The 22,190-nt window shown below is 70.0% G+C and carries 15 protein-coding genes and 3 pseudogenes; 6 read left to right on the forward strand and 12 right to left on the reverse strand.

The features are described from left to right. Positions 1 to 18: 18 nt before the first annotated feature. A pseudogene (locus tag AC5P1C_RS22170) lies at positions 19 to 1,212 on the forward strand (MFS transporter); the annotation flags it as partial. A gap of 96 nt (positions 1,213 to 1,308) precedes the next feature. On the opposite strand, the pseudogene AC5P1C_RS22175 reads toward AC5P1C_RS22170, so the two are convergent. Next, positions 1,309 to 1,425 (reverse strand): annotated as a pseudogene (locus AC5P1C_RS22175) (DUF1345 domain-containing protein); the annotation flags it as partial. A gap of 214 nt (positions 1,426 to 1,639) precedes the next feature. On the opposite strand from AC5P1C_RS22175, the gene AC5P1C_RS22180 reads away from it, so the two are divergent. From AC5P1C_RS22180 to AC5P1C_RS22190, 3 genes are all read left to right on the forward strand, one after another. Further along, positions 1,640 to 3,937, forward strand: coding sequence for an FdhF/YdeP family oxidoreductase (locus tag AC5P1C_RS22180; RefSeq protein WP_493867635.1), 2,298 nt, complete (start codon positions 1,640 to 1,642; stop codon positions 3,935 to 3,937). Positions 3,938 to 4,136: 199 nt separating this feature from the next. Next, the gene (fdhD, locus tag AC5P1C_RS22185) at positions 4,137 to 4,973 is read left to right on the forward strand and encodes a formate dehydrogenase accessory sulfurtransferase FdhD (protein WP_493867636.1); all 837 of its coding nucleotides are present in this window, start codon (positions 4,137 to 4,139) and stop codon (positions 4,971 to 4,973) included. 2 nt (positions 4,974 to 4,975) lie between these two features. Next, positions 4,976 to 5,890, forward strand: a complete 915-nt coding sequence (locus AC5P1C_RS22190; protein ID WP_493867637.1) for a LysR family transcriptional regulator — start codon at positions 4,976 to 4,978, stop codon at positions 5,888 to 5,890. A gap of 12 nt (positions 5,891 to 5,902) precedes the next feature. On the opposite strand, the gene AC5P1C_RS22195 is transcribed toward AC5P1C_RS22190, so the two are convergent. The 6 genes from AC5P1C_RS22195 to AC5P1C_RS22220 form a co-directional block, all read right to left on the reverse strand. Continuing rightward, a complete protein-coding gene (locus AC5P1C_RS22195) occupies positions 5,903 to 8,197 on the reverse strand; it encodes an FdhF/YdeP family oxidoreductase (protein WP_493867680.1) in 2,295 nt (764 codons plus the stop codon). A gap of 172 nt (positions 8,198 to 8,369) precedes the next feature. After that, positions 8,370 to 8,792: an ATP-binding protein gene (locus tag AC5P1C_RS22200; protein WP_493867638.1), complete on the reverse strand. Its 423-nt coding sequence runs from the start codon at positions 8,790 to 8,792 to the stop codon at positions 8,370 to 8,372. Further along, positions 8,792 to 9,670, reverse strand: coding sequence for an MEDS domain-containing protein (locus AC5P1C_RS22205; protein ID WP_493867639.1), 879 nt, complete (start codon positions 9,668 to 9,670; stop codon positions 8,792 to 8,794). The genes AC5P1C_RS22200 and AC5P1C_RS22205 overlap by 1 nt, the downstream gene beginning before the upstream one ends. A gap of 197 nt (positions 9,671 to 9,867) precedes the next feature. Further along, entirely contained in the window at positions 9,868 to 10,428 is a 561-nt protein-coding gene (locus AC5P1C_RS22210; protein WP_493867640.1) for a TetR/AcrR family transcriptional regulator, read from the reverse strand. A gap of 82 nt (positions 10,429 to 10,510) precedes the next feature. Continuing rightward, positions 10,511 to 11,938: an amidase gene (locus AC5P1C_RS22215; RefSeq protein WP_493867641.1), complete on the reverse strand. Its 1,428-nt coding sequence runs from the start codon at positions 11,936 to 11,938 to the stop codon at positions 10,511 to 10,513. Continuing rightward, positions 11,925 to 12,134, reverse strand: coding sequence for a hypothetical protein (locus AC5P1C_RS22220; RefSeq protein ID WP_493867642.1), 210 nt, complete (start codon positions 12,132 to 12,134; stop codon positions 11,925 to 11,927). Before AC5P1C_RS22220 ends, AC5P1C_RS22215 begins: the two co-directional genes overlap by 14 nt. Positions 12,135 to 12,323: 189 nt before the next feature. On the opposite strand from AC5P1C_RS22220, the gene AC5P1C_RS22225 reads away from it, so the two are divergent. Continuing rightward, positions 12,324 to 13,229 carry an MBL fold metallo-hydrolase gene (locus AC5P1C_RS22225; protein WP_493867643.1) on the forward strand — a complete coding sequence of 302 codons (906 nt, stop codon included), beginning with the start codon at positions 12,324 to 12,326 and terminating at the stop codon, positions 13,227 to 13,229. Here AC5P1C_RS22225 and AC5P1C_RS22230 read toward each other — a convergent pair. Continuing rightward, complete coding sequence (locus AC5P1C_RS22230; RefSeq protein ID WP_493867644.1) at positions 13,208 to 13,642, reverse strand: VOC family protein; 435 nt, start codon at positions 13,640 to 13,642, stop codon at positions 13,208 to 13,210. The genes AC5P1C_RS22225 and AC5P1C_RS22230 overlap by 22 nt on opposite strands. A 116-nt stretch (positions 13,643 to 13,758) precedes the next feature. Between AC5P1C_RS22230 and AC5P1C_RS22235 the strand changes: the two genes are divergently transcribed. Beyond that, a complete protein-coding gene (locus AC5P1C_RS22235; RefSeq protein WP_493867645.1) occupies positions 13,759 to 14,727 on the forward strand; it encodes a helix-turn-helix transcriptional regulator in 969 nt (322 codons plus the stop codon). A 50-nt stretch (positions 14,728 to 14,777) separates the two neighbouring features. Here the strand turns inward: AC5P1C_RS22235 and pulA are convergent, their stop codons facing one another. The 4 genes and pseudogenes from pulA to AC5P1C_RS22255 all read right to left on the reverse strand — a co-directional run bounded on the left by pulA (position 14,778) and on the right by AC5P1C_RS22255 (position 22,126). Continuing rightward, complete coding sequence (gene pulA, locus AC5P1C_RS22240; RefSeq protein ID WP_493867646.1) at positions 14,778 to 17,483, reverse strand: pullulanase-type alpha-1,6-glucosidase; 2,706 nt, start codon at positions 17,481 to 17,483, stop codon at positions 14,778 to 14,780. A gap of 142 nt (positions 17,484 to 17,625) precedes the next feature. Beyond that, a pseudogene (locus AC5P1C_RS22245) lies at positions 17,626 to 19,035 on the reverse strand (alpha-amylase); the annotation flags it as partial. Between the two features lie 368 nt (positions 19,036 to 19,403). Beyond that, entirely contained in the window at positions 19,404 to 20,492 is a 1,089-nt protein-coding gene (locus tag AC5P1C_RS22250) for a LacI family DNA-binding transcriptional regulator (RefSeq protein WP_493867681.1), read from the reverse strand. Further along, positions 20,477 to 22,126, reverse strand: a complete 1,650-nt coding sequence (locus AC5P1C_RS22255) for a glycoside hydrolase family 13 protein (RefSeq protein WP_493867647.1) — start codon at positions 22,124 to 22,126, stop codon at positions 20,477 to 20,479. The genes AC5P1C_RS22250 and AC5P1C_RS22255 overlap by 16 nt, the downstream gene beginning before the upstream one ends. Positions 22,127 to 22,190 lie beyond the last annotated feature (64 nt).

Genomic DNA, 22,190 nt, shown 5'->3' on the forward strand with positions numbered 1-22,190 from the left:
TCGTGAGGGAGGCGGATCATGTCCACGCGCGACGCGTCCGACGGAGCGGCATCGGATGCCGGTGACGACCAGCCGGATCCGCCTCCCGGCTTATGGTCCAACCCCAACTACCGGATCTTTCTGGGCATCCAGACCCTGTCCGCCCTGGGCGACTCGTTCTCGTACGTGGCGATCCCGCTCCTCGTCCTGCACAGCACCGGCTCGATCGTGCAGATGGGACTCGTCACCGGTCTCACCGGTGTCGCCTCGATCGTCACCGGCCTCTTCGCCGGGGTGATCGCCGACCGGATGGACCGCAGACGGCTGCTGATGGCCGCTGACGCGGCGCGCTGTCTGCTGTACGCCGTGATCCCGCTGGTCTGGTTCTTCGCGACGCCGATATGGCTGATCTACACGGTGGTTCCGCTCGCCGGTGTCTTCTCCATGCTCTTCCGGGTGGCGTACGTGACGTTGGTGCCCGCCATCGTCTCTCCGGGCCAGATCACCAAGGCGAACGGGCACTTGTTCGGTACGTATGCCGTGGCGAGCGCGGCCGGGCCGACGCTCGCGGGCTTCGTCGCCTCGGCGTTCGGGCCCGCCACCGCCATCGGGATCGACTCCGTGACGTTCGCGGTCTCCGCGGCCGGCATCCTCTTCGTCCGTATCCGTACGACGCAGCGGCCCGATGACCCGGCTGCGGGCGAACGGGCAGGCGTGCGCGGGGAGTTCCTGGCCGGGGCCCGCTTCCTGTGGGCGCATCCGGTGCTGCGTCCCCTGACGGTGCTGTTGTCGCTCCTGACGTTCCTCACGTACGGCCTGACCGACGTCATCATCTTCCGGGTCAAGGAGGACCTCGGCCACGCGGACAGCACGGTCGGCTATGTCCTGACGGCCGGGACCGTCGGCACCTGTCTGGCGGCCTTCGCGGTCGACCGGGTGCGCAAACGCCTTGGGTTCGGGGCCAGTTGGATCGGCAGTTTCGCCCTGTGCGGCATCGCCCTGGGCTGCCTGGGCCTGTCGGAGAATCTGCCCACGCTCGGCGCGGTCACGGCCCTGATCCTGTTCTCCACCGCCTTCGCCGGGATCTGCTCGATGTCCCTGCGCCAGGAAGTGACGCCGAGCCACCTCCTGGGGCGGGTCACCGCCTCCTTCTGGACGATCCACTCCGCGCTCGGGCCGCTCGGCGCCGGCGCGCTGACGGCCGCGGTAGCCGGGTTCGGTGTGACCGCGATCAGTCTCGTCGTCGGGGTCGGCGTGGTGGTCATCGCGCTCAGCGGGGCGCTGACGGGGATCGGCGGAGCCACCGTCCAGGGGCGGTACGCGGCCGGTTCAGCCGGTGACGATGCCGGCGACGAGGTTGATCGTCGTCGCGGCCAGGATGCTCGCGCCGAAGAGACAGGAAAGCAGGCAATGCCGTAGGACGACCGCGCGGATCGTGGAGCTGGAGCCGGGGAACCGCGTCTCTTGCAGGCACAGCCACCGCGGGCCGCTCCCCCGGCTTTTCACACGGCCATTGAATTCTGTTTCTCAATCGATGCGCAAGCTGATAGGCGCCATTTATCAAGCCATCGATAACACCTCTTTGACTTTCTTCGAGAAACGGGCGGAAACTCGTCCGGCGGGCAAATGAAAACAACCGGGAACGGGAATCCAGGAGACGATGAGCAGCATCGAGGACCCCATCGACGACTTGTCGGTCACCGCGCCCAAGACCTGGGCGACCGGTCTGCCCGCCGTCACCCACGCACTCGAGTACTCCCTGGCCCAGACGTCGGTACGACGGACCGCGCTGACGCTCCTGAACATCAACCAGACCAAGGGCTTCGACTGCCCGGGCTGCGCCTGGCCGGAGCCCGCACCGGGAAAGCGGCACCGCAACGAGTACTGCGAGAACGGCGCCAAGCACATCAACGACGAGGCCACCTCGCGTCGAATAACGGCCGATTTCTTCCGGCAGCACTCCATCGCCGAACTCGACGGCAGGTCCGACTACTGGCTGAACCAGCAGGGCCGGCTCACCGAACCGATGGTCAAGCGGCCCGGCGCGACCCACTATGAGCCGGTCGGCTGGGACGAGGCACTCGGCCTGATCGCCGAAGAGTTGCGTGCGCTCGAATCCCCCGACGAGGCGCTCTTCTACACCTCCGGCCGGCTCAACAACGAAGCCGCCTTCCTCCTCCAGCTGTTCGCCCGCGCCTTCGGCACCAACAACCTGCCGGACTGCTCCAACATGTGCCACGAGTCCAGCGGGTGCGCGCTCCAGGAGACCCTGGGCACCGGCAAGGGCAGCGTCTCGCTAGACGACATCCACCACGCCGACCTCATCTTCGTGGTGGGCCAGAACCCCGGCACCAACCACCCCCGGATGCTCTCCGCGCTCGACGAGACGAAGCGCAACGGCGGTCAGGTCATCGCGGTCAACACGCTGCCCGAGGCCGGTCTCATGCGCTTCAAGCACCCGCAGAAGGCGCGCGGTGTGATCGGCCGCGGTACGCCGATCGCCGACCAGTTCCTGCACATCCGCGCCGGCGGCGACCTCGCCCTGTTCCAGGCCCTGAACCAGCTGCTGCTCGAGGCCGAGGACGCCGAGCCCGGCGCGGTGCTCGACCACGCGTTCATCGAGCGGCACACGACCGGCTTCGACGATTTCGCCGAGCACGCACGCAAGACCTCCTGGGAGGACGTCCTCACCGCCACCGGCCTGACCCGCGAAGAGATCGAGCGCGTGCACGACCGGGTCCTGGCGAGCAAGAAGATCATCGTGTGCTGGGCGATGGGACTGACCCAGCACAAGCACGGGGTGCCCACCATCCGCGAGGTCGTCAACTTCCTTCTGCTGCGCGGGAACATAGGCAGGCCGGGCGCCGGAGTGTGCCCGGTGCGCGGCCACAGCAACGTACAGGGCGACCGCACCATGGGCATCTGGGAGCGGATGCCGCAGAAGTTCCTGGACGCCCTGGGAGGCGAGTTCGGCTTCACCCCGCCCGCCCGGCACGGCCTCGACTCGGTGAACGGCATCCGCGCCATGCACGAGGGCCGGGCCAAGGTCTTCATCGGCGTCGCCGGGAACTTCGTGCGCGCCACCCCCGACAGCACGGTCACCGAGGAGGCGATGCGCAGGTGCCGGCTCACCGCGCACATCTCCACCAAGCTCAACCGCTCGCACACCGTGTGCGGCGACACCGCCCTGATCCTGCCCACGCTGGGCCGCAGCGACCGGGACGTCCAGGCCACGGGCGAGCAGTTCTTCACCGTCGAGGACTCCATGAGCGAGGTGCACGCCTCCCGGGGCAAGCTGCCGCCGGCCTCCCCTCATCTGCTCAGCGAGGTCGCGATCGTGGCGCGCCTTGCCCGCAGGACACTCGGCGGTGAACCGGCCATCCCCTGGGAGGAGTTCGAGGCGGACTACGGCGCCATACGGGACCGGATCGCCCGCGTCGTCCCCGGCTTCGAGGACTTCAACGCCCGGGTGGCCGAGCCCGGCGGCTTCCGGCTGCCGAACCCGGTCAACGACCACAGGTTCCCCACGCCGAGCGGCAAGGCCGTCTTCACCGCGAACGACTTCACGATGCCGCATGTCCCCGAGGGCCACCTCTTGCTGCAGACCCTGCGCTCGCACGATCAGTGGAACACCGTTCCGTACGCGATGAACGACCGCTACCGCGGCATCCACAACGCCCGTCGCGTCGTCCTGGTCAACCCCGACGACCTGACCGCCACCGGCTTCGCCGACCGTGACGAGGTGGACCTCGTGAGCGTGTGGCGCGACGGCGTGGAGCGTCGTGCGGAGCGGTTCGTGGCGGTCGCCTACCCCACCACACGCGGCTCGGCCGCCGCCTATTACCCGGAGACCAACGTCCTGGTGCCCCTCGACAGCGTGGCCGACATCAGCAACACCCCCACCTCCAAGGCCGTGTTGATCCGGCTTGAACGCGCGAGCTCCGCCTCCTGCTCCTGACACAGTCGCAGCCCTTCGCCCCTCCGTCACGAGCAGAGAGATACGTCCAGGCATGCCCACGTGCCGCACCACCCGAGCGCCATGTTCTCCACGTATACGCTCGGGCTGGTGCCCGGCCTCCCATCTCGGCCCCGCACAGCCGCCGCCATCTGCCCTCGCACGGAACGACCGCACTGAACACCGGGACAAGGAGCGCACCATGGGGCGAGTGACCGTACGGCGGCGAGTGCTGCGCTTTCGGGACGGAGCGTCGTCCGAACGCCCCGACACCCTGGCCGCCGAGGAACCGATGGAGATCCGGGTGGGCGGACGGGCCCTGACCGTGACCATGCGCACGCCCGGCAACGACTTCGACCTGGCCACCGGCTTCCTGGTCAGCGAGGGCGTGGTGCACGCCCGCGACGACGTGGCCGGGGTCCGCTACTGCGCCGGCGCCACCTCCGACGGCGGCAACACGTACAACGTGGTGGACGTCGCGCTCGCCCCTGGTGTGGCCGCCCCCGATGCCTCGCTGGAGCGCAACTTCTACACCACCTCCTCGTGCGGGCTGTGCGGCAAGGCAAGCCTGGACGCGGTGCGCACCACGGCGGCCTGGTCCGTCGCCGATGACCCGCTGAGCGTCTCGCCCCGGACGCTGACCGCCCTTCCCGACCGATTGCGGGCGGCCCAGCGGGTGTTCGATGCCACGGGAGGTCTGCACGCGGCCGGACTGTTCGACGCCCAGGGCGAGTTGCTGTGTCTGCGGGAGGACGTGGGCCGGCACAACGCGGTGGACAAGGTGGTCGGCCACGCCCTGCGCACGGGGCTTCTTCCGCTGCGCGAGACGATGCTGATGGTGAGCGGCCGGGCCTCGTTCGAGCTCGTCCAGAAGGCGGTGATGGCCGGGATCCCGCTCCTCGCGGCCGTCTCCGCCCCGTCCTCCCTCGCCGCGGATCTCGCCGAGGAGAGCGGCGTGACGCTGGTCGGGTTTCTGCGCGGCACGTCGATGAACGTCTACACCGGCCCCCACCGCCTGCACGCGACCCCCGAGGGATAGAGATGCTCTTCCGCCAGCTCGAGTACCTGGTGGCGCTCGCCCGCGAACGCCACTTCGCCCGCGCCGCCCAGTCCTGCTACGTCTCCCAGCCCGCGCTGTCCGAGGCCATCCGCAAGCTGGAGGAAGAGCTGGACGTGCCGCTGGTCAGGCGCGGGCGGGCCTACGAGGGGCTGACGCCCGAGGGCGAGCGCATCGTGCTGTGGGCCCAGCGGATCCTGGCGGACCGGGACGCCCTGAAGGACGAGGTCGGGGCGCTGCGCCGAGGGCTGAGCGGACGGATCCGGATCGGCTCGGTCCCCACCGCGTCCGGCGCCGTCTCGCTGTTCACGGGACCGTTCTGCGCGGCGCACCCGCTGGTCACCGTGGAGCTGATGACGGATCTGCGCTCGGAGGACGTCCTGCGGCAGCTGCAGAACTTCGAGCTGGACGCAGGCATCACCTATCTGAACAGGGACCTCGCGGAGAGCTTCCAGGCCTTTCCCCTGTACGAGGAGCGCTATGTGCTCCTGACCGGCATCGCCGACGACCCCGGCCGGCGGTCGACGGCTACCTGGGCCGACGCGTCCCGCTTGCCGCTGTGCCTGCTCAACCCTTCCATGCAAGGGCGGCGCGTCCTGGACGAGGTCTTCGCGGCGGCCGGGCTCCGGCCGGTGCCCAAGGTCGAGACCGACTCGGTGGCCTCGCTGTTCGCGCACGTCAGGACGGGCCAGTGGGCCAGCGTCGTGCCGTACGCCTGGTTGCACGTCTTCGGGATTCCGCACGGCATGCAGGCGGTCCCGCTGGTGGAGCCCGTCCATACGGTGCCCATCGGCCTGGTGACATCCGCCCGGGAGCCGCGCTCGGTCATGGCCAGGGCGCTGCTCGAGACGGTACGGCGCGCGGACGCCGCGGCGGTCCTCGAGCACCTCCCGAGATGACCCGCGCCGTGATCAACGGGTAGCGGTGATCGTGACCTTGACGTGTTTCATGATCGGCTGGTCGCTCTGTGTGCTGAAGTCGCCGAGCGCGCACAGCACGTTCATCTCGGGCATGTAGCCGGCCGCGCACCCCCGGGGGATGTCGTACGGGATGGCGAGGAAGCCGTCGAGGTGGCGTCGGCTGCCGTCCTTGGCGGTGCTGGTGATGTCGACGGGAGCGGATGCGGCGATGCCGCGCTCGCGCATGTCGTCCCGGTTCATGAAGACGAGCGTGCGCAGGTTCTTGATGCCTCGGTAGCGGTCGTTGTCCGAGTAGATGGTGGTGTTCCACTGGTCGTGCGACCGCATGGTGCCCAGGGCGAGCGTGCCGGGGGCGGGAACGACGTCCGGCAGGGCCGCGGCGGAGAACTCGGCGCGCCCGGAGGGGGTGAGGAAGACCAGTTCGCGGGCGGGCTGCTTGATGCGGAAGCCGAGGGGCAGCCGGACCCGGCGGTTGAAGTCCTCGAAGCCGTCGAGAGCCTGGGCCATGGTGTCGCGGATGCGGTCGTAGTCCTCGATGTACCACTCCCAGGGGGTGGCGCTGTCGGGCAGGGCCGCCCTGGCCATGCCGGCGACGATCGCGGGTTCGGACAGCAGGTGGGGTGAGGCGGGGCGCTTCATGCCGATGGACAGGTGCACCATGCTCATCGAGTCCTCGACGGACGTGCTCTGGACGCCCTTGCGCTGATGGTCCTTCTCGGTGCGGCCCAGGCACGGCAGGATCAGGGCCAGGCTGCCGTGGACGAGATGGCTGCGGTTCAGCTTGGTGCTCACCTGGACGGTCAGGTCGCAGGTGCGCAACGCCTCGTGGGTGTACGGGGTGTCGGGCGCCGCGAGCGCGAAGTTGCCGCCCATGCCGACGAACACCTTCACCTCGCCCCGGTGCATCGCCTTGATGGTGGCAACGGTGTCGAGGCCGTGCTCGCGGGGCGGGGCGATGTCGCAGACCTCGGCCAGGCGGCTCAGGAACTCCTCGGTGGGGCGGTGGTCGATGCCACAGGTGCGGTTGCCCTGGACGTTGCTGTGCCCGCGTACCGGGGAGGGCCCGGCGCCTTCCCGCCCCAGGTTTCCGCGCAGAAGCAGCAGGTTGACGATCTCGCGGACCGTATCGACGCCGTGCTCGTGCTGGGTGACGCCCAGGCACCAGCTGACGATGCTGCGGTCGGCGTCGCGGTACACGCGGGCCGCTTGGAGGACCTCGGTGCGGCCGACCCCGGACTGGCTCTCGATCTCGTCCCATGGCGAGGCCTCGCACAGGGCGCGGTACTCGTCGAAGCCGGTGGTGTGCCGGTCGATGAACTCCCGGTCCAGCGCCTTCGGGTCGGTCGGGGCCTGCTCCAGGATCGCCTTCGCGATGCCGCGCAGGAGCGCCATGTCGCCGCCGATGCGCGGCTGCAGGTTCAGGGTGCTGGTCCGCGTGGCCTTGTTGAGCGCCATGTCCGTGAAGTCGTGCGGGACGATGGTGCGGGTGGCGGCGGCCTCGACCAGCGGGTTGATGTGGACGATCCGAGCGCCGCGGTCGTGGGCCTCGGCGAGGGCCGTGAGCATTCGGGGCGCGTTGGAGGCCGCGTTGACGCCCAGGATGAACAGGGCGTCGGTGGCTTCCCAGTCCTTGAGGTCGACGGTTCCCTTGCCGGTGCCCAGTGACGCCGTGAGCGCACGGCCGCTGGCCTCGTGGCACATGTTGGAGCAGTCCGGCAGGTTGTTCGTGCCCAGTTCGCGGGCCATCAGCTGATAGAGGAACGTGGCTTCGTTGCCGAGGCGGCCCGAGGTGTAGAACGCTGCCTGGTCCGGGCCGTCGAGACCGCGCAGCGCGTCGCCGACCACGTCGAAGGCTTCCTTCCAGCTGATCGGTACGTAGTGGTCCGACCCGGGGTCGTAGACCATCGGTTCCGTCAACCGGCCCTGGTTCTCCAGGTCGTAGTCGCTCCAGCCGGACAGCTCGGTCACCGAGTGCGCGGCGAAGAACTCCCGCCCGACGCGCTTGCGGGTCAATTCCCAGGTGACGTGCTTGATCCCGTTCTCGCAGATGTCGAGGTGCAGTCCCTTGGTGTCGTCAGGCCAGGCGCATCCCGGGCAGTCGAAGCCCCGCTTCTCGTGGTTCATACGCATGATCGCCCGGGGCCCGTCGACCAATGCTCCCTCACGTACGAGGAATTGGGTCACGCTCTTGGCGGCGCCCCAGCCTGCGGCCGGATGGTGGTACGGACGGAACTCCGGATCGCCGATGGGGACGGGCCCCACGCTGGGCTCCTCGCCGCGCCCCACAGCAGGCCCGGCTCCGGGCTTCAGCCGCTCCTGCTCCTCGTTGGACGCGCTCAAGACTGTCAACCTTCCGGCGCACGGAAATGGGCCCATAACGGGACCTTCCGTCCAGGCTAGGTCGACCGTGCCGCCCCCGCCACGGCTGGTGAGCCGGGTGACCCGCCGGGGCGCCCCGCTACTGGGGCAGCCGTACGGTGAGGGTCACCTTCGTTCCGTCGGGGCCCGGGGAGATCGTGAGCTCGTCGGTGAGCAGGCCGGCGAGCCACAGTCCCCGCCCGCCGTCGTGGCCGTCGAGACCGGGGGCGAACTCGGGGATGACGTCGGCGCTGAAGCCGGGCCCCAAGTCGTGGATGTGGCAGGCCAGATGGCCGTTGCTGCGCTGCAGGACCAGCGTGCCACCACCGCCCGCGTGCTCTACCGCGTTGACCGCCACGGCGTCCATGGCCACGATGAACTCGCTGCGCCGTGGCTCGGTCAGGCCTTGGTGGCCCGCGTACTGTTCGACGAGCATCCGCAGCCGGGGCAGGTCGTCCTGGGTGAAGCGGGATTCCAGCAGGGTGACGGGAGGGACCTCGCGGGGCCCTGGCGTGGTCGACATCAGCGACCCACCTCACTGATCACGAGGTGGGGCACCTGGCCGGCGCCTACCCGGCGCAGTACGCGGGCCGGTGTCGGTGGGCAGTGGACCCGGACCGGGCCGTGCGGATGCTCCAGAACAAGCCGTAGCAGGTCCACCGCACAGGCGACGCCGAGAAAGACGAGGCCGGACAGGTCCACGGTCAGCGTCCGGGAACTCCCCCTGCGCCGAAGTGCCTCGCGCACGGCGCCGATGAATTGCTCCCGAGTGGCGATGTCGGCCTCACCGGTCAACTGCACGACGTCATCCGCCTGTTCCACGTGCAGGTCTCCCAGCCGGGGCAGCAGTCGGCAGGGATGCGCCTCGTGCATGGCCGACAGGACGCCAGGGTTGAACCAGCGGCCGTCATAGGCACAGATCTCGGTGTAGGGGCGGTCGCTGAACAGATGCTGGGCGTGGGACTCGCGGTGCATCATCACCTCGACATCGGCGCCCAGATCCCCCACCCAGTGCATGTCGATGTACGTACGCAACCCGCTGTAGCCCTCGGCCAGGGCCTTGTCGGTCTCCTCCGTGATGCGCTCCCACTGCCGGTCAGGGGTGAACGCGCGCTGGGGGTGGATGAGGGCACGCATACTGCCGAGCACCAGCTGTCCCCGCTCCCGAGCGGCTCCCAGCAGGGCGCCCGGCGCGTCAAGACGGCCCCACACCATGTCTTCGTCCATCTGCGGAGCGGCGAAGACCATCACCTTCTCGCGCTTCACGAGCCCCGCCCACGCAAAAGCGGATACCACGTCGCGGCCCGCGTCGTCGTCGGCGTAACTGACGAAAGCGTGGTCCCCCGCCCTGAGGTGCTGGACCGGGATCGTACCGACCGACGCCGAGCCGGCATCTGCCATCTCTCACCTCCGGGGCCGAGGGCCCGACGGGAACGACTTCGGGCCACACGCTAGCGGTCCGTACCACACGACCAGGCTTCGCAGCAGAAAGCGACAGTTAACTGACACAGTCGTCTCTCGTGGCGATCGAGAGTGCGCGAAGACGATCCGTTCCGGACTGTTCCTGTCGCCGGATCTGCGTTTCCGGTGCCGTCGGATCAGGACTTCGTCAGGGCGTGCCGCACGAGTGCGCGCGCGTAGGCGGCGTCCAGCCGGCCGGGGCGGAAGAGGATGCGGTACATCATCGGGGCCACGACCTCGTCGATGATCCGCTCGGTGTCCGGGGCGGCCTCGCCCCGCTCCGACGCACGGGCCAGGACGATGTCGATCTGGTCCGCGGCATAGGCGGAGCACTGGCCGGCGTTGCTGCCCTCCGGGTCTCCGAGGAGGGCGTCCCTGATGTACGCGCGACCGGGCGGGGATGCCATCTCGTCGAGGAACTGCTTGGCCCACGCGCCGAGGTCCGCACGCAGGGTGCCGAGGTCGGCCGGCGGCGTTTCGGGGCGCAGGTGTTCGACCGCGACGTCGGACAAGAGCTCCTGCAGGTCCCCCCACCGCCGGTAGACGGTCGACGGCGTCACTCCCGCGCGAGCGGCGATGAGCGGGACGGTCAGCGCCTCGCGTCCCAGCTCGGCCTGCAGCTCACGGACTGCCGCGTGGACTGACTCCTGGACGCGGGCGCTGCGCCCTCCGGGCCGAACCATGGGCTTGGGACTCATGGCTCCACCCTAACGCCTTAACGCAAAGTCGTTGCTTCTAGGAGGTTCCACGGCCACGGCCGGCCGCGCCCGCCGCACCCGCTCAGGCCGTGACCGGAGCGAGCCGCCCCGCTCCGGGACCGACACCGGCTCCGGCTCCGGCTCCGGCTCCGGCAACCTCGTAGGCACGCCCGACCCCCAGCACGGTCGCTTCGTCGCGAGGGCGCCCCATCAGTTGCATGCCGATCGGCAGGCCCGCGCGGTCCCGGCCGACGGGCATCGTCAGCGCCGGCACCCCCGTGATGTTGGCCGGTGCGGAGAGCCGGACATAACTGTCGGACACGGCCTCCACCGTGCCGTCCGCCCACCGCACGCTGTCCTGACCGGACTCGGCTGCCGTCATAGGAACCGCCGGGGCCGCGATCACATCGACCTGGCCTAGCATCTGCCGCCAGGCCTCGCGCATCAGCGCCCTCGCGCGCTGGGCCCGGAGGTAGTCACCGGCGGACACCAACTCACCCGCCTCCAACAGGATGCGGACGTCCGGCGAGTACAGGTCGGGCGCCGAGCGGAGCGTCCGCTCGTGGTACGAGGACGCCTCGGGGACCATCAGCCCCCACTGGACGGCCTGGATGTAGCGGGCCAGCGGGATCTCGACCTCGACGAGTTCGGCGCCCAGCTCCTGGAGCCGGGCGATGGCCCGCCGCACACTCTCTTCGACATCGGGGCTGATCCGCTCGAAGTAGTAGTTGCGCGGCACGCCCACCCGCAGCCCGGACAGGTCACCGGCCTCCAGGGAGACCCGGTCGACCGGATCGGCGGCGCCGGCAGCCGAGTCGCGCCGGTCCGGCGCCGCCAGCGCGGCGAGGACCAGCTCGGCGTCCTGGACCGTGCGGGTCAGGGGGCCCACGTGGTCCAGGGACCAGGACAGGGACGTCACACCGCTGCGAGGTATCAGGCCGTACGTCGGCTTGAGGCCGACCACGCCGTTGAGCGCCGCAGGCACGCGGATCGATCCGCCGGTGTCCGTGCCCAACGCGAAGGTGGCCTCTCCCGCCGCGACGGCGACGGCCGAGCCTCCGCTCGACCCACCGGCCACGCGGCCCTGGTCCCACGCGTTGCGTGTCTGCGGGGTGGTCAGTCCGTAGGCGAACTCGTGGGTGTGGGTCTTTCCGAGCAGCACCGCACCGGCCGCGGCCAGGCGGGCCGCGACGGCGCTGTCGCCTTCGGCGACATGGTCCGCCCGTACGCGGGAGCTCGCCGTGGTGGGCATGCCCTTGACGTCGATCAGGTCCTTCAGGCCCATGGGGATTCCGTGCAGCGGTCCGCGCGACCGGCCCCCGGCGATCTCGCGCTCGGCCGTGGCCGCGGCCCTCCGGGCGGAGTCCGCGGCCACGGTGACGTAGGCCTGAAGACGTGCTTCGACTGCTCCGATGCGGTCAAGGACCGAATCGGTCAGCTCGACCGGTGACAGTTCCCGCGCGGCCACGGCGCGGGCGGCGTCGGCCAGGGACAGCTCAAACGGCTGCATCGACGTCCTCCGGTCCGGCCGTGTACGAGATCGCGGGCGGCGTGTCCCCGAAGTCCAGTTCGCGCAGCGTGGCGATGACGGAGTGGATGTGGTCGGCGGTCGACGCCACCCGCTGGTGGCGGTCGCTCGCCAGCGGAAGGCCCGCACGGAGCGCCCCTCGGGCGGCCTCCTGCGGGGTGAGTTCGGCGGTGTCCATGCGGGGCCCTCTCGGCTCGGCTCGTCGCGCTGCGCCGGGCGGTGGATCGCCACGGCCGCACTCAAAAGCAAACGGTTTGCGTTAGTGGGACGATAGGCCCTACGGTGGCTTAACGCAAACAGATTGCTTTTAGCCGCTAGCCGCGCGAAGCACCCACCGCAAGCCGCGTCGAACAAGGGAGCCTCACCCATGCCCACCACCGCGCACGGCGCCGCCCACTACCCCGACACCCCGGCCTGGACCGTGGGAGACTTCACCGTCCGCCGGATCGACGAGGTGCACCTACCGCCAGAGACAGGGCCGTGGCTGCTACCCGGGGCCACCCCGGCGGTGGTGACCCAAGTCCCTTGGCTGCGACCGGACTTCGTGGACGAAAACCGCGTCCTACGACTGGCGAGCCACAGTTTCGCGATCGACGTCAACGGGCTGCGCGTGCTCGTCGACACCGGCATCGGCAATGGGAAACAGCGGGCCAACCCGGCATGGGACAACCTGAACACCGACTACCTGAGGCGGCTGACTGAGGCCGACTTCGCGCCCGAGACGGTGGACCTGGTCGTCCTCACCCACCTGCACACCGACCACGTCGGCTGGAACACCCGCGCGGACGGGGACAGTTGGGTGCCCACCTTCCCCAACGCCCGCTACCTCACGAGCCGCGCGGAATGGGACTACTGGGCCGACGCCGACATGGACGAGGCCCGCCGCCAGATGTTCCGGGACTCCGTGCACCCCATCAACGACGCCGGGCTCCTCGACCTCGTCGACGTACCTCTGCAGGGCGCCGACATTGCGCCGGGTGTCCGCCTGCGCCCCACCCCGGGCCACACGCCGGGCCAGGTGGCGGTGGAACTGAGCGGCCACGGCGAGAGCGCGCTCATCACCGGTGACTGCATCCACCACCCCGTCCAGCTGGTCCACCCCGACCTGGGCAGCTGCGTGGACATCGACCCGGCAGCCGCGGCCAGGACCCGCCGGGAGCTTCTCGGTTCGCTCTCCGGCACCCGGACGCTGCTGATGGGCAGCCACTTCCCGCCGCCCACCGCCGGCCACGTGATCGCCGATGGCGGCTCCTACCGCCTCGTCCCCGCATGAAGACCGACCCCGCCTACGCCGCGAACTTCTCCCCTGGCGGCCGGAGTGACCGGGGTGAAGAAGTTGACGAGGTTGCCGTCGGGGTCCCGGAAGAGCAGGGACCGATTGCCCCAGGGCATGGTGGTGGGTTCGTTGACGAAGTCGGTGATGAAGCCGGTCAGGTTCTGGTGCACGCGGTCCACGTCGTCCACCAGGAACTCGAGGATCACGGAGTGGTTGTCGGCCGGACGGGATGATCCCGGCGCGAACAGCGGGACGGTGCGGGTGCTGCCGATGGCGAGCGTGGAGCCGCCCGTCCGCAGCTCGGCGAAGTCCTCCGTGTACCGGGTCGCCCGGGTCCCGGTGACCTTCTCGTAGAACGAGGCGAGGCGCTCGACGTCGCCGGTGATGATGCGGATCGAGACGAAGTCCATGGTGTGCTCCCTGGAGGTGCGGTTGCGGTGCTGCTTGCCGATGCGCTCCTCAGCGTAGAGACAATAGTGGACAGAAACCGTCCACTATCAACCCTCATCAGCCGTAGACTCCTGACGTGTCCCGACCCACCAGCCGCGTGCTGACTCTCCTGGAGCTGCTGCAGTCCGGCGGCATCCGCACCCTCGCCGAACTCGCCGACCGGCTCGGCGTCGACCGACGCACCGTGCGGCGGTACGTGGAGCACCTGAACGACCTCGATGTGCCCGTGGAAGCAGTGCGCGGCCGATACGGCGGCTACCGCCTCGCTCCCAGCTACCGCCTGCCTCCCCTCATGCTCAGCGACGACGAGGCACTCGCCGTGCTCCTCGGCCTGATCGCAGGCCGCCGGGCGGGTCTTGCGACCGCGGCGGACACGGCGAGCGAGACGGCAGCAGCCAAGGTCCGCCGCGCGCTTCCCCCGCACGTCGCCCGCAGGCTCGACGCGGTCACGGAGTCACTCGCCTTCACCCAGGCGTCCACAGAGTTCGCCGCTCCCGGCGGGGAGGTCCTGCTCGCGGTCGCCGACGCCATCCGACACCACCGTCCGGTGTCGATCAGCTACACCGACCGCGACGGGCGAAGCAGCAGGCGCACGGTGCACCCGCACGGGATCGTCACGCACTCCGGCCGCTGGTATCTCATCGGCTCGGATCCCGGGATCGGCGAGGACCGGACCTTCCGGCTGGATCGTGTGACGGACGTGAGGACCGAGCCCGGCACGTTCGAACCCCCCGAAGACCCAGACCCGGCCCAACGCCTCCTGTCAGGACTGGCCGCGGCGCCGTACCGACATGAGGTGACGCTACGGATCAACGGAACAGCCGAGCAGATCCGCACCCGCCTCCCGGCCGGCGTCGCAAGCATTGCGGAACCGAGGGCTCCGGAGACCTGGCTACGGGTCGAACTCCGGGCGGAACACCTCGACTGGCTCCCCCCGGTCCTCGCCTCACTCGACCTGCCGTTCAGAATCGAGCGCCCGGACGAACTACGCGACATGGTCGTGGCGTTCGCCGAGCGCCTGGCTTCCAACGCCCGCCGAGACTGAACAACTGGGTGTTGCGTCGTCCGGGTCCGGTGGCCGGTCAGGCCCCTCGTTCAGCCTCGCTCGAAGACGGCGACGCTCCGTGCGGGGACGTTGAAGGTGCCAGAACTCCTCTCGTAGGAGGACGACTTGACGACCTGGTCGGCACCCTTCGCCTGAATCGGGTGCAGCCTGTACGCGGTGTCCTCCAGGGCCGTCACGCGCTGCTTCTGTGCCTCGGGGGTCGCGTTGAAGACGACCACGAGATTTCCGAGTTCCATGGTGATGACGCCCGGGGTCTCGGCGGAGGTGCCCGAGAGGGGGAAGGAGAGTCGGGACTGGACCTGGCCTGCCGTGGTCAGGGAGAACGCCGGTTCGGTCGCGCGGAGTTCCACCAGGTCCTGGTAGGCCGTCGAGGCTCCGTTGATCTCCGCGCAGCCCGGGGTCAGGGAAGCGGACGTCAACAGGGGCTTTCCGTAGGACCACTTGTCCTTGTTGTCCGCGGCCGGGGGCAGGCCGCGCCCGAAGCCGTTGCCGTCCCGGCAGTTCCAGTGCAGGGCGTTGAACCAGTCGCCGCTGTCGTAGGAGTTGCGGTCCAGGGACTTCGAGCGCAGCAGGTCGCTGCCGGCCTGGGACAGGGACGGGCCCTGGGACAGGGTCGCGGTCGCCATCGCGAGGACCTGCATGCGGGCGCGGTCGGCGGCCGTGGTGTCGGCGGGCAGCTTGAAGGCGAGGGCGTCGTAGAGGGATTCGTTGTCGTGGGCGTCGGCGTAGGAGAGGGCGTCGCCGGGGGCCGCCGCGTATCCGGCCGGGGCGCCGTTGTAGTCGACCTGCGAGCCCTTGACCCTGCGGCCCGCGGAGTCGGTGAACGTGTACGCGGCGAGGTTGCCGGTGAGGGCCACCTTCAGGAGGTCCTGGTAGTGCAGGAGCCTGGCCTTCTGCTCGGCCGGGGAGCCGTTCGCCTTCGAGGCGTTGGGGTCGGTGAACAGGCCGCTGGCGAAGCCCTGGACGCCGGGGTCCTCGTCGAAGGGGCCGCCGCCGCGCACCGCGTCACGGCCGCGGTCGGAGAACGTGGCGATGCCCGTGCCCGCCATGTTCTTCTGGGTGGCCTGGACGAAGCGGGCGTCGTCGGCGATCTCTCCGAAGTTCCAGCCCTCTCCGTAGAGGACGATCTTCTTCCCGTCGACGCCGTCCTTCTTGAGGGTCAGCGCGTCAAGGGCCTTGCGGACAGCCAGGATGTTGGCCTTGGGGTGGTGTCCCATCAGGTCGAAACGGAAGCCGTCGACCTTGTACTCCTTGGCCCAGGTGACCAGTGAGTCGACCACGAGTCTGCCCATCATGGCGTTCTCGGGCGCGGTGTTGGCGCAGCAGGTGGAGGTGGCCACCGTGCCGTCCTCCAGCAGCCGCTGGTAGTAGCCGGGCACGATCTTGTCGAGGACGGACTTGTCGGCCTGTCCGGCCGCGACCGTGTGGTTGTAGACGACATCCATCACGGTGCGCAGTCCGGAGCCGTTGAGCCCCTGGACCATCTGCCGGAACTCGACCGTGCGGCGGGTCCCGGACGGGTCACTCGCGTAGCTGCCCTCCGGCACCGTGTAGTGCAGCGGGTCATAGCCCCAGTTGTACGCGTCCTTGGCGGCGGTCTTGGTGACGCAGGCCTGCTGCTCCTCGGAGTCCGGGGCGGGTGCCTTCAGGTCGCAGTCGGGCTCGGCCTGGTCGGCGGCGCGCTCGGGGATCGTGCCGATGTCGAACGCGGGCAGCAGATGGACGTACGACGTTCCTGCCTCGGCCAGCTTGCGCAGGTGCTTCATGCCGTCGGACTTCGTGTCGGTGAAGGCGAGGTACTTGCCGGGGTGGCGTGCCGTGCGGTCCTCGACGGAGAAGTCGCGGATGTGCAGTTCCTGGATCTGGGCGTCGCGCAGCGGCGTAGCCTTCGGCTTCCTCAGCTGTTCCCAGCCTTTGGGAGCGAGCTTCGGGTCGGCCAGGTCGACGGCGATGCTGCGCTTCGAGTCGGCGGTGAGCGCCGTGGAGTAGGGGTCGGTGACCTTGTTGGTGACGACCTTCTGGACGCTGGGCGCCCACACCTTCACGACGTACCGGTACTGCTTGCCCGACCAGCTCCTCGCTCCGGCGACGGACCACACGCCGCTGGCGTCGTCGCGCCGCATCGCCACCCGCTTGCCGTCGAGTTCGAGGCTGACGGACTGTGCGGTGGGAGCCCACAGGGCGAGCGTGGGGCGGCCGTCGCGGAACCGTGGGCCGAGGGCGGCCTTCGTGGCGGTGGCGCCGTAGAGGTCGTCGAGGATGCCCTGGGTCTGGACGCCGGTGGCGGTGAGCAGGGTGCCGTCGGCGCTGCTGCGGGTGGCGACGAGCTGGCCGGTGAGCGCGTGGCGGACCCGGTCGCGATCACGCGGGTCGACGGTGAACGCGGCGTAGTTCTTCAGGTGCGGGTACTTCTTGCGCTGGGCTTCGGTGAGGCCGCCATCGGACGGGGCGAGGCGGATCCGCTGCCCCTCGCCGACGAGTTCGCCGTCCTGGACGGTCAGCTGCCCGTCGCGGGCGTACACCAACTCCTGTGAGGCGGCAGCGCCTTGGACGTCCCAGGCGAGGGTGTTCTTGGCGATCCACTGCGCGCGGGACTTGGAGAGGTCGAGCGCGGCGGGCGCGTCGGCGGCGGCCGGCGCTTGGGGCGCGGCGGTCGCCGAGGGCGTCAGGGGCGCGACCGCGGCGAGCAGGGCGAGGGCCGTGGTCACCAGGGTGCGGCGGGGGGAGCCGGTCAAGGGTGCTTCTCCTTGCGGGTGGTGGGGTGTGGACGAGCCGATACGGGTGTGCGGGTACGGGAGCGCGGCCGCCCGGCGGCGGGGAAGCGGAGGCCGGGCGGCCGGGTCATGTGGGGCGATCAGCGGTGGCCGGCGGCCATCAACAGCTCCTGGCCCCGGTATGCAGGGCAAGGGCGGTGTTCGGCGCCACGGTGGCCGTGAACTGGCCCGAGCCGTTGACGGTGACGCTCCTGCCGCCCTGGATGTCGCAGTAGCTGCCGCCGGCGAGGGACGTCTGGAAAGTCCGGTCGACCGATGAGCCCTCGTGGTTGATGACGACGTACGCCTTGTCGCCGCGGCCGAACGCGATGGCGTCGTTGCCGTTGTCCCACCAGTTGGTCATGCCGGTCCCGCGGGCTGTGTTGCGGAACTTGACCATGCTCCTGATCTCGGGCCAGGCGTGCTGGCACTTCCAGCCGTCGCTGTAACAGGCGTTCATCTGGCCGCCGTTGGGTGACCCGGCGTCATTGCTGCTGAACTCGTAGCCGGAGTGCACGTCCGGGGAGCCGTAGGGCAGAGCCAGCATGAAGACGTGCGCCAGGGTGTAGTTCGCGCCGTCCTTGTAGTTGAGGGTCTGGCCGTGCCGCTCGGTGTCGTGGTTGGCGACGAAGACGGCGGACGAGTTGCTCGGCATGTAGCCCCAGCCCTCGCCGAAGTTCTTCAGGTAGGCGAGCTTCTCGTTGTTGAAGACGCGCTTGAGGTCCCAGCCGTAGCGGAACTCCTGGGCGTCGCCGGTGGCGGTGTACTCGCTCGGAGAGACCGCCTCGCCCGCCCCGTAGATCGTCTCCTGCTTCAAGTAGACGCCGGGGTTGCTGAGCCGGGACTTGATGTTCTTCAGGTCGTCCAGGGGGATGTGCTTGGCCGCGTCGACGCGGAAGCCGTCGACGCCCAGGGACAGCAGATCGTTCAGGTAGGCGGCGACTCGCCCCCGCACGTACTCCTCACCGGTGTCGAGGTCGGCGAGTCCGCCCAGTTCACAGTTCTGGACGTGCCAGCGGTCCTGGTAGTTGCTGATGTCGGAGCGGCAGTTGTCCATGTCGGCGCCCGAGTACGTGCCCGGGTAGTCGTACTTGGTGAAGGCGGAGCCTGCCGAGCCGGTGCCGGAGGCGTTCGTCATGTGGTTGATCACCGCGTCGGCGACGACCTTCACCCCGGCGGCGTGGCAGGTGTCGACCATGTTCTTGAACGCGTTCCGGTCGCCGAGCCGGGAGCCGATCTTGTAGCTCACGGGCTGGTAGGCGGCCCACCACGCCTCGCCCTGGATGCGCTCCTGGGGCGGGGAGACCTGTACGGCGCCGTAGCCGTCGGGGCCCAGTTGCCGCGTGCACGCCTTGGCCACCGAGTCGAATTTCCACTCGAAGAGCACGGCGGTGACGTCCTTGCCGCCGGGCGGTGCGGCCTGCGCCTGCGGGGCTCCGGCGACGATGCTGCCCGCGGCGCCCGCCACCAGGGCGAGGGAGGCGGCGACGGTCCTGCGGACGGGTCTGCGGACTCTGGACTTTCGGCCGGCCATGAGGGCCTCCTGCATGAGTGAGGTGTGACTGCATGAGTGAGGTGTGACCTTGTCCGGCAACGCGCCGTGCCCGTAAGGCCGTTGAAGGATGTTGCAGAAACATTTCAACGCCGTTTTCGGTCGAGACCGTACGACCCTCAAGAACCCCGGTCAACCCTCCGCGCACACTCTCGCGTCAGATGCGGAATCCCGGGAGTTCACGCGCCGCAAAAGCTTTCGCAAGACATTGCGGCGATGCTACGTTCAACCACAACTCCGGTCCGGACGGCCGGGGGTCCCGCACAACGGGCCCCACGCGCCCGGCCGTTCGGGCCGAAGCCTCCCCCTCCGGGCCAGAGTCTCCCCCCCTCAGGGCCGGAGTCTCCCCCTCAGCGCCGCGCCTGCGCCGTGGAGCCGCGCACCACCAGCTCCGGCTGGAAGACGAACTCCGTGTGCTGCACCGGGTTTCCGTGCAGCTCCTCCACCAGGGCGCCCACCGCGGCGCTCGCCATCGCCTGCACCGGCTGGCGCACCGTGGTGAGCGGCGGGTCCGTGAAGGCGATCAGGGGCGAGTCGTCGAAGCCGACCACGGAGACGTCGCCGGGCACCGAGAGGCCGCGCTCGCGCACCGCCCGGACGGCGCCGAGGGCCATCATGTCGCTGCCGCAGACCATCGCCGTGCACCCCTGGTCGAGCAGGGTGCTGGCCGCCGCGTGTCCGCCCTCGACCGTGAACAGCGTGCGCTGCACGAGCTGTTCGGCCTCCCCCTGTTCCAGGCCGAGCAGTGCGTGCAGCGCCGCCGTGAACCCCTCCGCCTTGCGCAGCGAGGGGACGTAGCGGGTCGGGCCGATGGCCAGGCCGATCCGCTGGTGGCCGAGGTCGACGAGGTGACGTACCGCCATCCGCGCTGCCGCACGGTCGTCGGGCGAGACGAAGGACACCGGGATGTGTTCGTTGTAGCCGTTGATCAGGACGAACGGCACGCCACGGGCCGCCAGTTCGAGATAGCGGGTGGGATCGGCGGTGGTGTCGGCGTGCAGTCCGGAGAGGAAGACGATGCCGCTGACCCGCCGCTCCTCCAACTGCTCGACCAGCTCGTCCTCGCTCGCCCCGTCCGGCATCTGGGTGCACAGCATCGGCGTGTAGCCGTGCCCGGACAGGACCTGTTCGACGACCTGTGCGAAGGCGGGGAAGATCGGGTTGCTGAGCTCGGGGATGACCAGGCCGACCAGGCCGGCGCTGCGCGGCTTGAGCCGCGTCGGCCGCTCGTAGCCAAGGACGTCCAGGGCGGCGAGCACCCGGCGCCGGGTGCCCGCGGCCACCCCCGGCTTGCCGTTGAGCACCCGGCTCGCGGTGGCCTCGCTGACCCCGGACTGGGCCGCGATGTCCGCGAGCCGCGGGGTGCCCCGGTCTCCCCGGTCTCCCCCGTCTCCCCGGTCGGCGGACCGCGGCGGGGAGAGGGTCACACCGCCCACCAGACTGTGGTGTCGGCGGGCAGTTCGACCTTGCCGTCCACCGTCTCCACCTCGGCGTTGGCGAGCAGGATCCGGCCGGGGGCCGGGATCCGCACCGCCGAGCCCGTGGTGTTCGCCGTGCATACGAAGCCCTCGCGGCGGAAGGCGAGCACTCCCTCGGGAGCGTCGAGCCACTCCAGCGAGTCGCCCGCGCCGAGCCCCGGCTGCTCCCGGCGCACGGCGAGCGCGCGGCGGTACAGCTCCAGGGTGGAGGTGGGATCGCCGGTCTGCGCCTCGACACTGAGCTCGCCCCAGCCGGAGGGCTGCGGGAGCCAGCTGCCGCCCGCGCCGAATCCGTGACTGGAGCCTTCGGTGGTCCACGGGATCGGCACCCGGCAGCCGTCACGGAACCCGTCCTGGCCGCTCGCGCGGACGAACGACGGATCCTGGCGCACCTCGTCGGGCAGCTCGGTGACGTCCGGCAGGCCCAGCTCCTCGCCCTGGTAGACGTACGCGGAGCCGGGCAGTGCCAGCATCAGGAGCGACGCCGCGCGGGCGCGCCGCAGGCCGAGCTCGCGGTCGCCGGCGGTGCGCAACTGGGTGCCGAGCCCCGGCGGGTTGGCGAACCGCGTGGCGTGCCGGGTGACGTCGTGGTTGGAGAGCACCCAGGTGGCCGGGGCGCCGACGGGCCGCATCGCGGCCAGCGACACGTCGATGACCTCGCGCAGCTCCACGGAATCCCAATGGGTGCCCAGGTACTGGAAGTTGAAGGCCTGATGCATCTCGTCCGGACGAACGTAGGCCGCTGCCCGCTCGACGGTGGGGGTCCACGCCTCGGCGACCAGGATCCGCTCACCCGCGTACTCGGTGAGGACCTTCCGCCAGCTGCGGTAGATCTCGTGCACGCCGTCCTGGTCGAAGAAGGGCATGGCGTCGTTGCCGAGCAGCTTGAGCTGGTCGCTGCGGCCGATGTCGGGCAGTCCCTCTGCCTTCACCAGGCCATGGGCGACGTCGACGCGGAAGCCGTCGACGCCCATGTCGAGCCAGAAGCGCAGGATCGAGCGGAACTCGTCGTGGACGGCCGGGTGTTCCCAGTTGAAGTCGGGCTGCTCGGGGGCGAAGAGGTGGAGGTACCACTCGCCGTCCGGCGTCCGGGTCCAGGCCGGGCCGCCGAAGACGGACTCCCAGTCGTTGGGCGGGAGTTCGCCGTTCTCGCCTTTGCCGGGCCGGAAGTGGTAGCGCTCGCGCAGGGGCGATCCGGCGCCCTCGCGCAGCGCGCGCCGGAACCAGTCGTGCCGGTCGGACGAGTGGTTGGGCACCAGGTCGACGATGATGCGCAGGCCCAGGTCGTGGGCGTCCCGCAGCAGGGCGTCGGCGTCGAGGAGGCTGCCGAACATCGGGTCGATGGCGCGGTAGTCGGCCACGTCGTATCCGGCGTCGGCCTGCGGCGACGAGTAGAAGGGGCTGAGCCAGACGGCGTCGACGCCCAGGTCCCTGAGGTAGGGCAGGCGGGCACGGATGCCGTCCAGGTCACCCATTCCGTCACCGTTGCCGTCGGCGAAGCTGCGCGGATAGACCTGGTAGATCACCGCGCCGCGCCACCAGTCCGTGTGGGTGCCGGAGGCGGGGGCTGCAGGGGCAGCGAGATGCTGGGTCATGTCTTCCCTGAGATCGAGAGGTCGAGTGCGAGGGGGGTGTGCCGTTTCAGGGCTTCGTTGTCCA

Source organism: Streptomyces sp. A18, assembly GCF_059026065.1.

Excerpts from the sequence above, each read along its gene's own strand:
- AC5P1C_RS22220 (WP_493867642.1), bottom strand. The coding sequence starts at position 12,134 with ATGGACACCGCCGAACTCACCCCGCAGGAGGCCGCCCGAGGGGCGCTC.
- AC5P1C_RS22210 (WP_493867640.1), bottom strand. The coding sequence starts at position 10,428 with ATGAGTCCCAAGCCCATGGTTCGGCCCGGAGGGCGCAGCGCCCGCGTC.
- fdhD (WP_493867636.1), top strand. The coding sequence starts at position 4,137 with ATGGGGCGAGTGACCGTACGGCGGCGAGTGCTGCGCTTTCGGGACGGA.
- AC5P1C_RS22225 (WP_493867643.1), top strand. The coding sequence starts at position 12,324 with ATGCCCACCACCGCGCACGGCGCCGCCCACTACCCCGACACCCCGGCC.
- AC5P1C_RS22180 (WP_493867635.1), top strand. The coding sequence starts at position 1,640 with ATGAGCAGCATCGAGGACCCCATCGACGACTTGTCGGTCACCGCGCCC.
- AC5P1C_RS22205 (WP_493867639.1), bottom strand. The coding sequence starts at position 9,670 with ATGGCAGATGCCGGCTCGGCGTCGGTCGGTACGATCCCGGTCCAGCAC.
- AC5P1C_RS22200 (WP_493867638.1), bottom strand. The coding sequence starts at position 8,792 with ATGTCGACCACGCCAGGGCCCCGCGAGGTCCCTCCCGTCACCCTGCTG.
- AC5P1C_RS22255 (WP_493867647.1), bottom strand. The coding sequence starts at position 22,126 with ATGACCCAGCATCTCGCTGCCCCTGCAGCCCCCGCCTCCGGCACCCAC.
- AC5P1C_RS22215 (WP_493867641.1), bottom strand. The coding sequence starts at position 11,938 with ATGCAGCCGTTTGAGCTGTCCCTGGCCGACGCCGCCCGCGCCGTGGCC.
- AC5P1C_RS22230 (WP_493867644.1), bottom strand. The coding sequence starts at position 13,642 with ATGGACTTCGTCTCGATCCGCATCATCACCGGCGACGTCGAGCGCCTC.
- AC5P1C_RS22190 (WP_493867637.1), top strand. The coding sequence starts at position 4,976 with ATGCTCTTCCGCCAGCTCGAGTACCTGGTGGCGCTCGCCCGCGAACGC.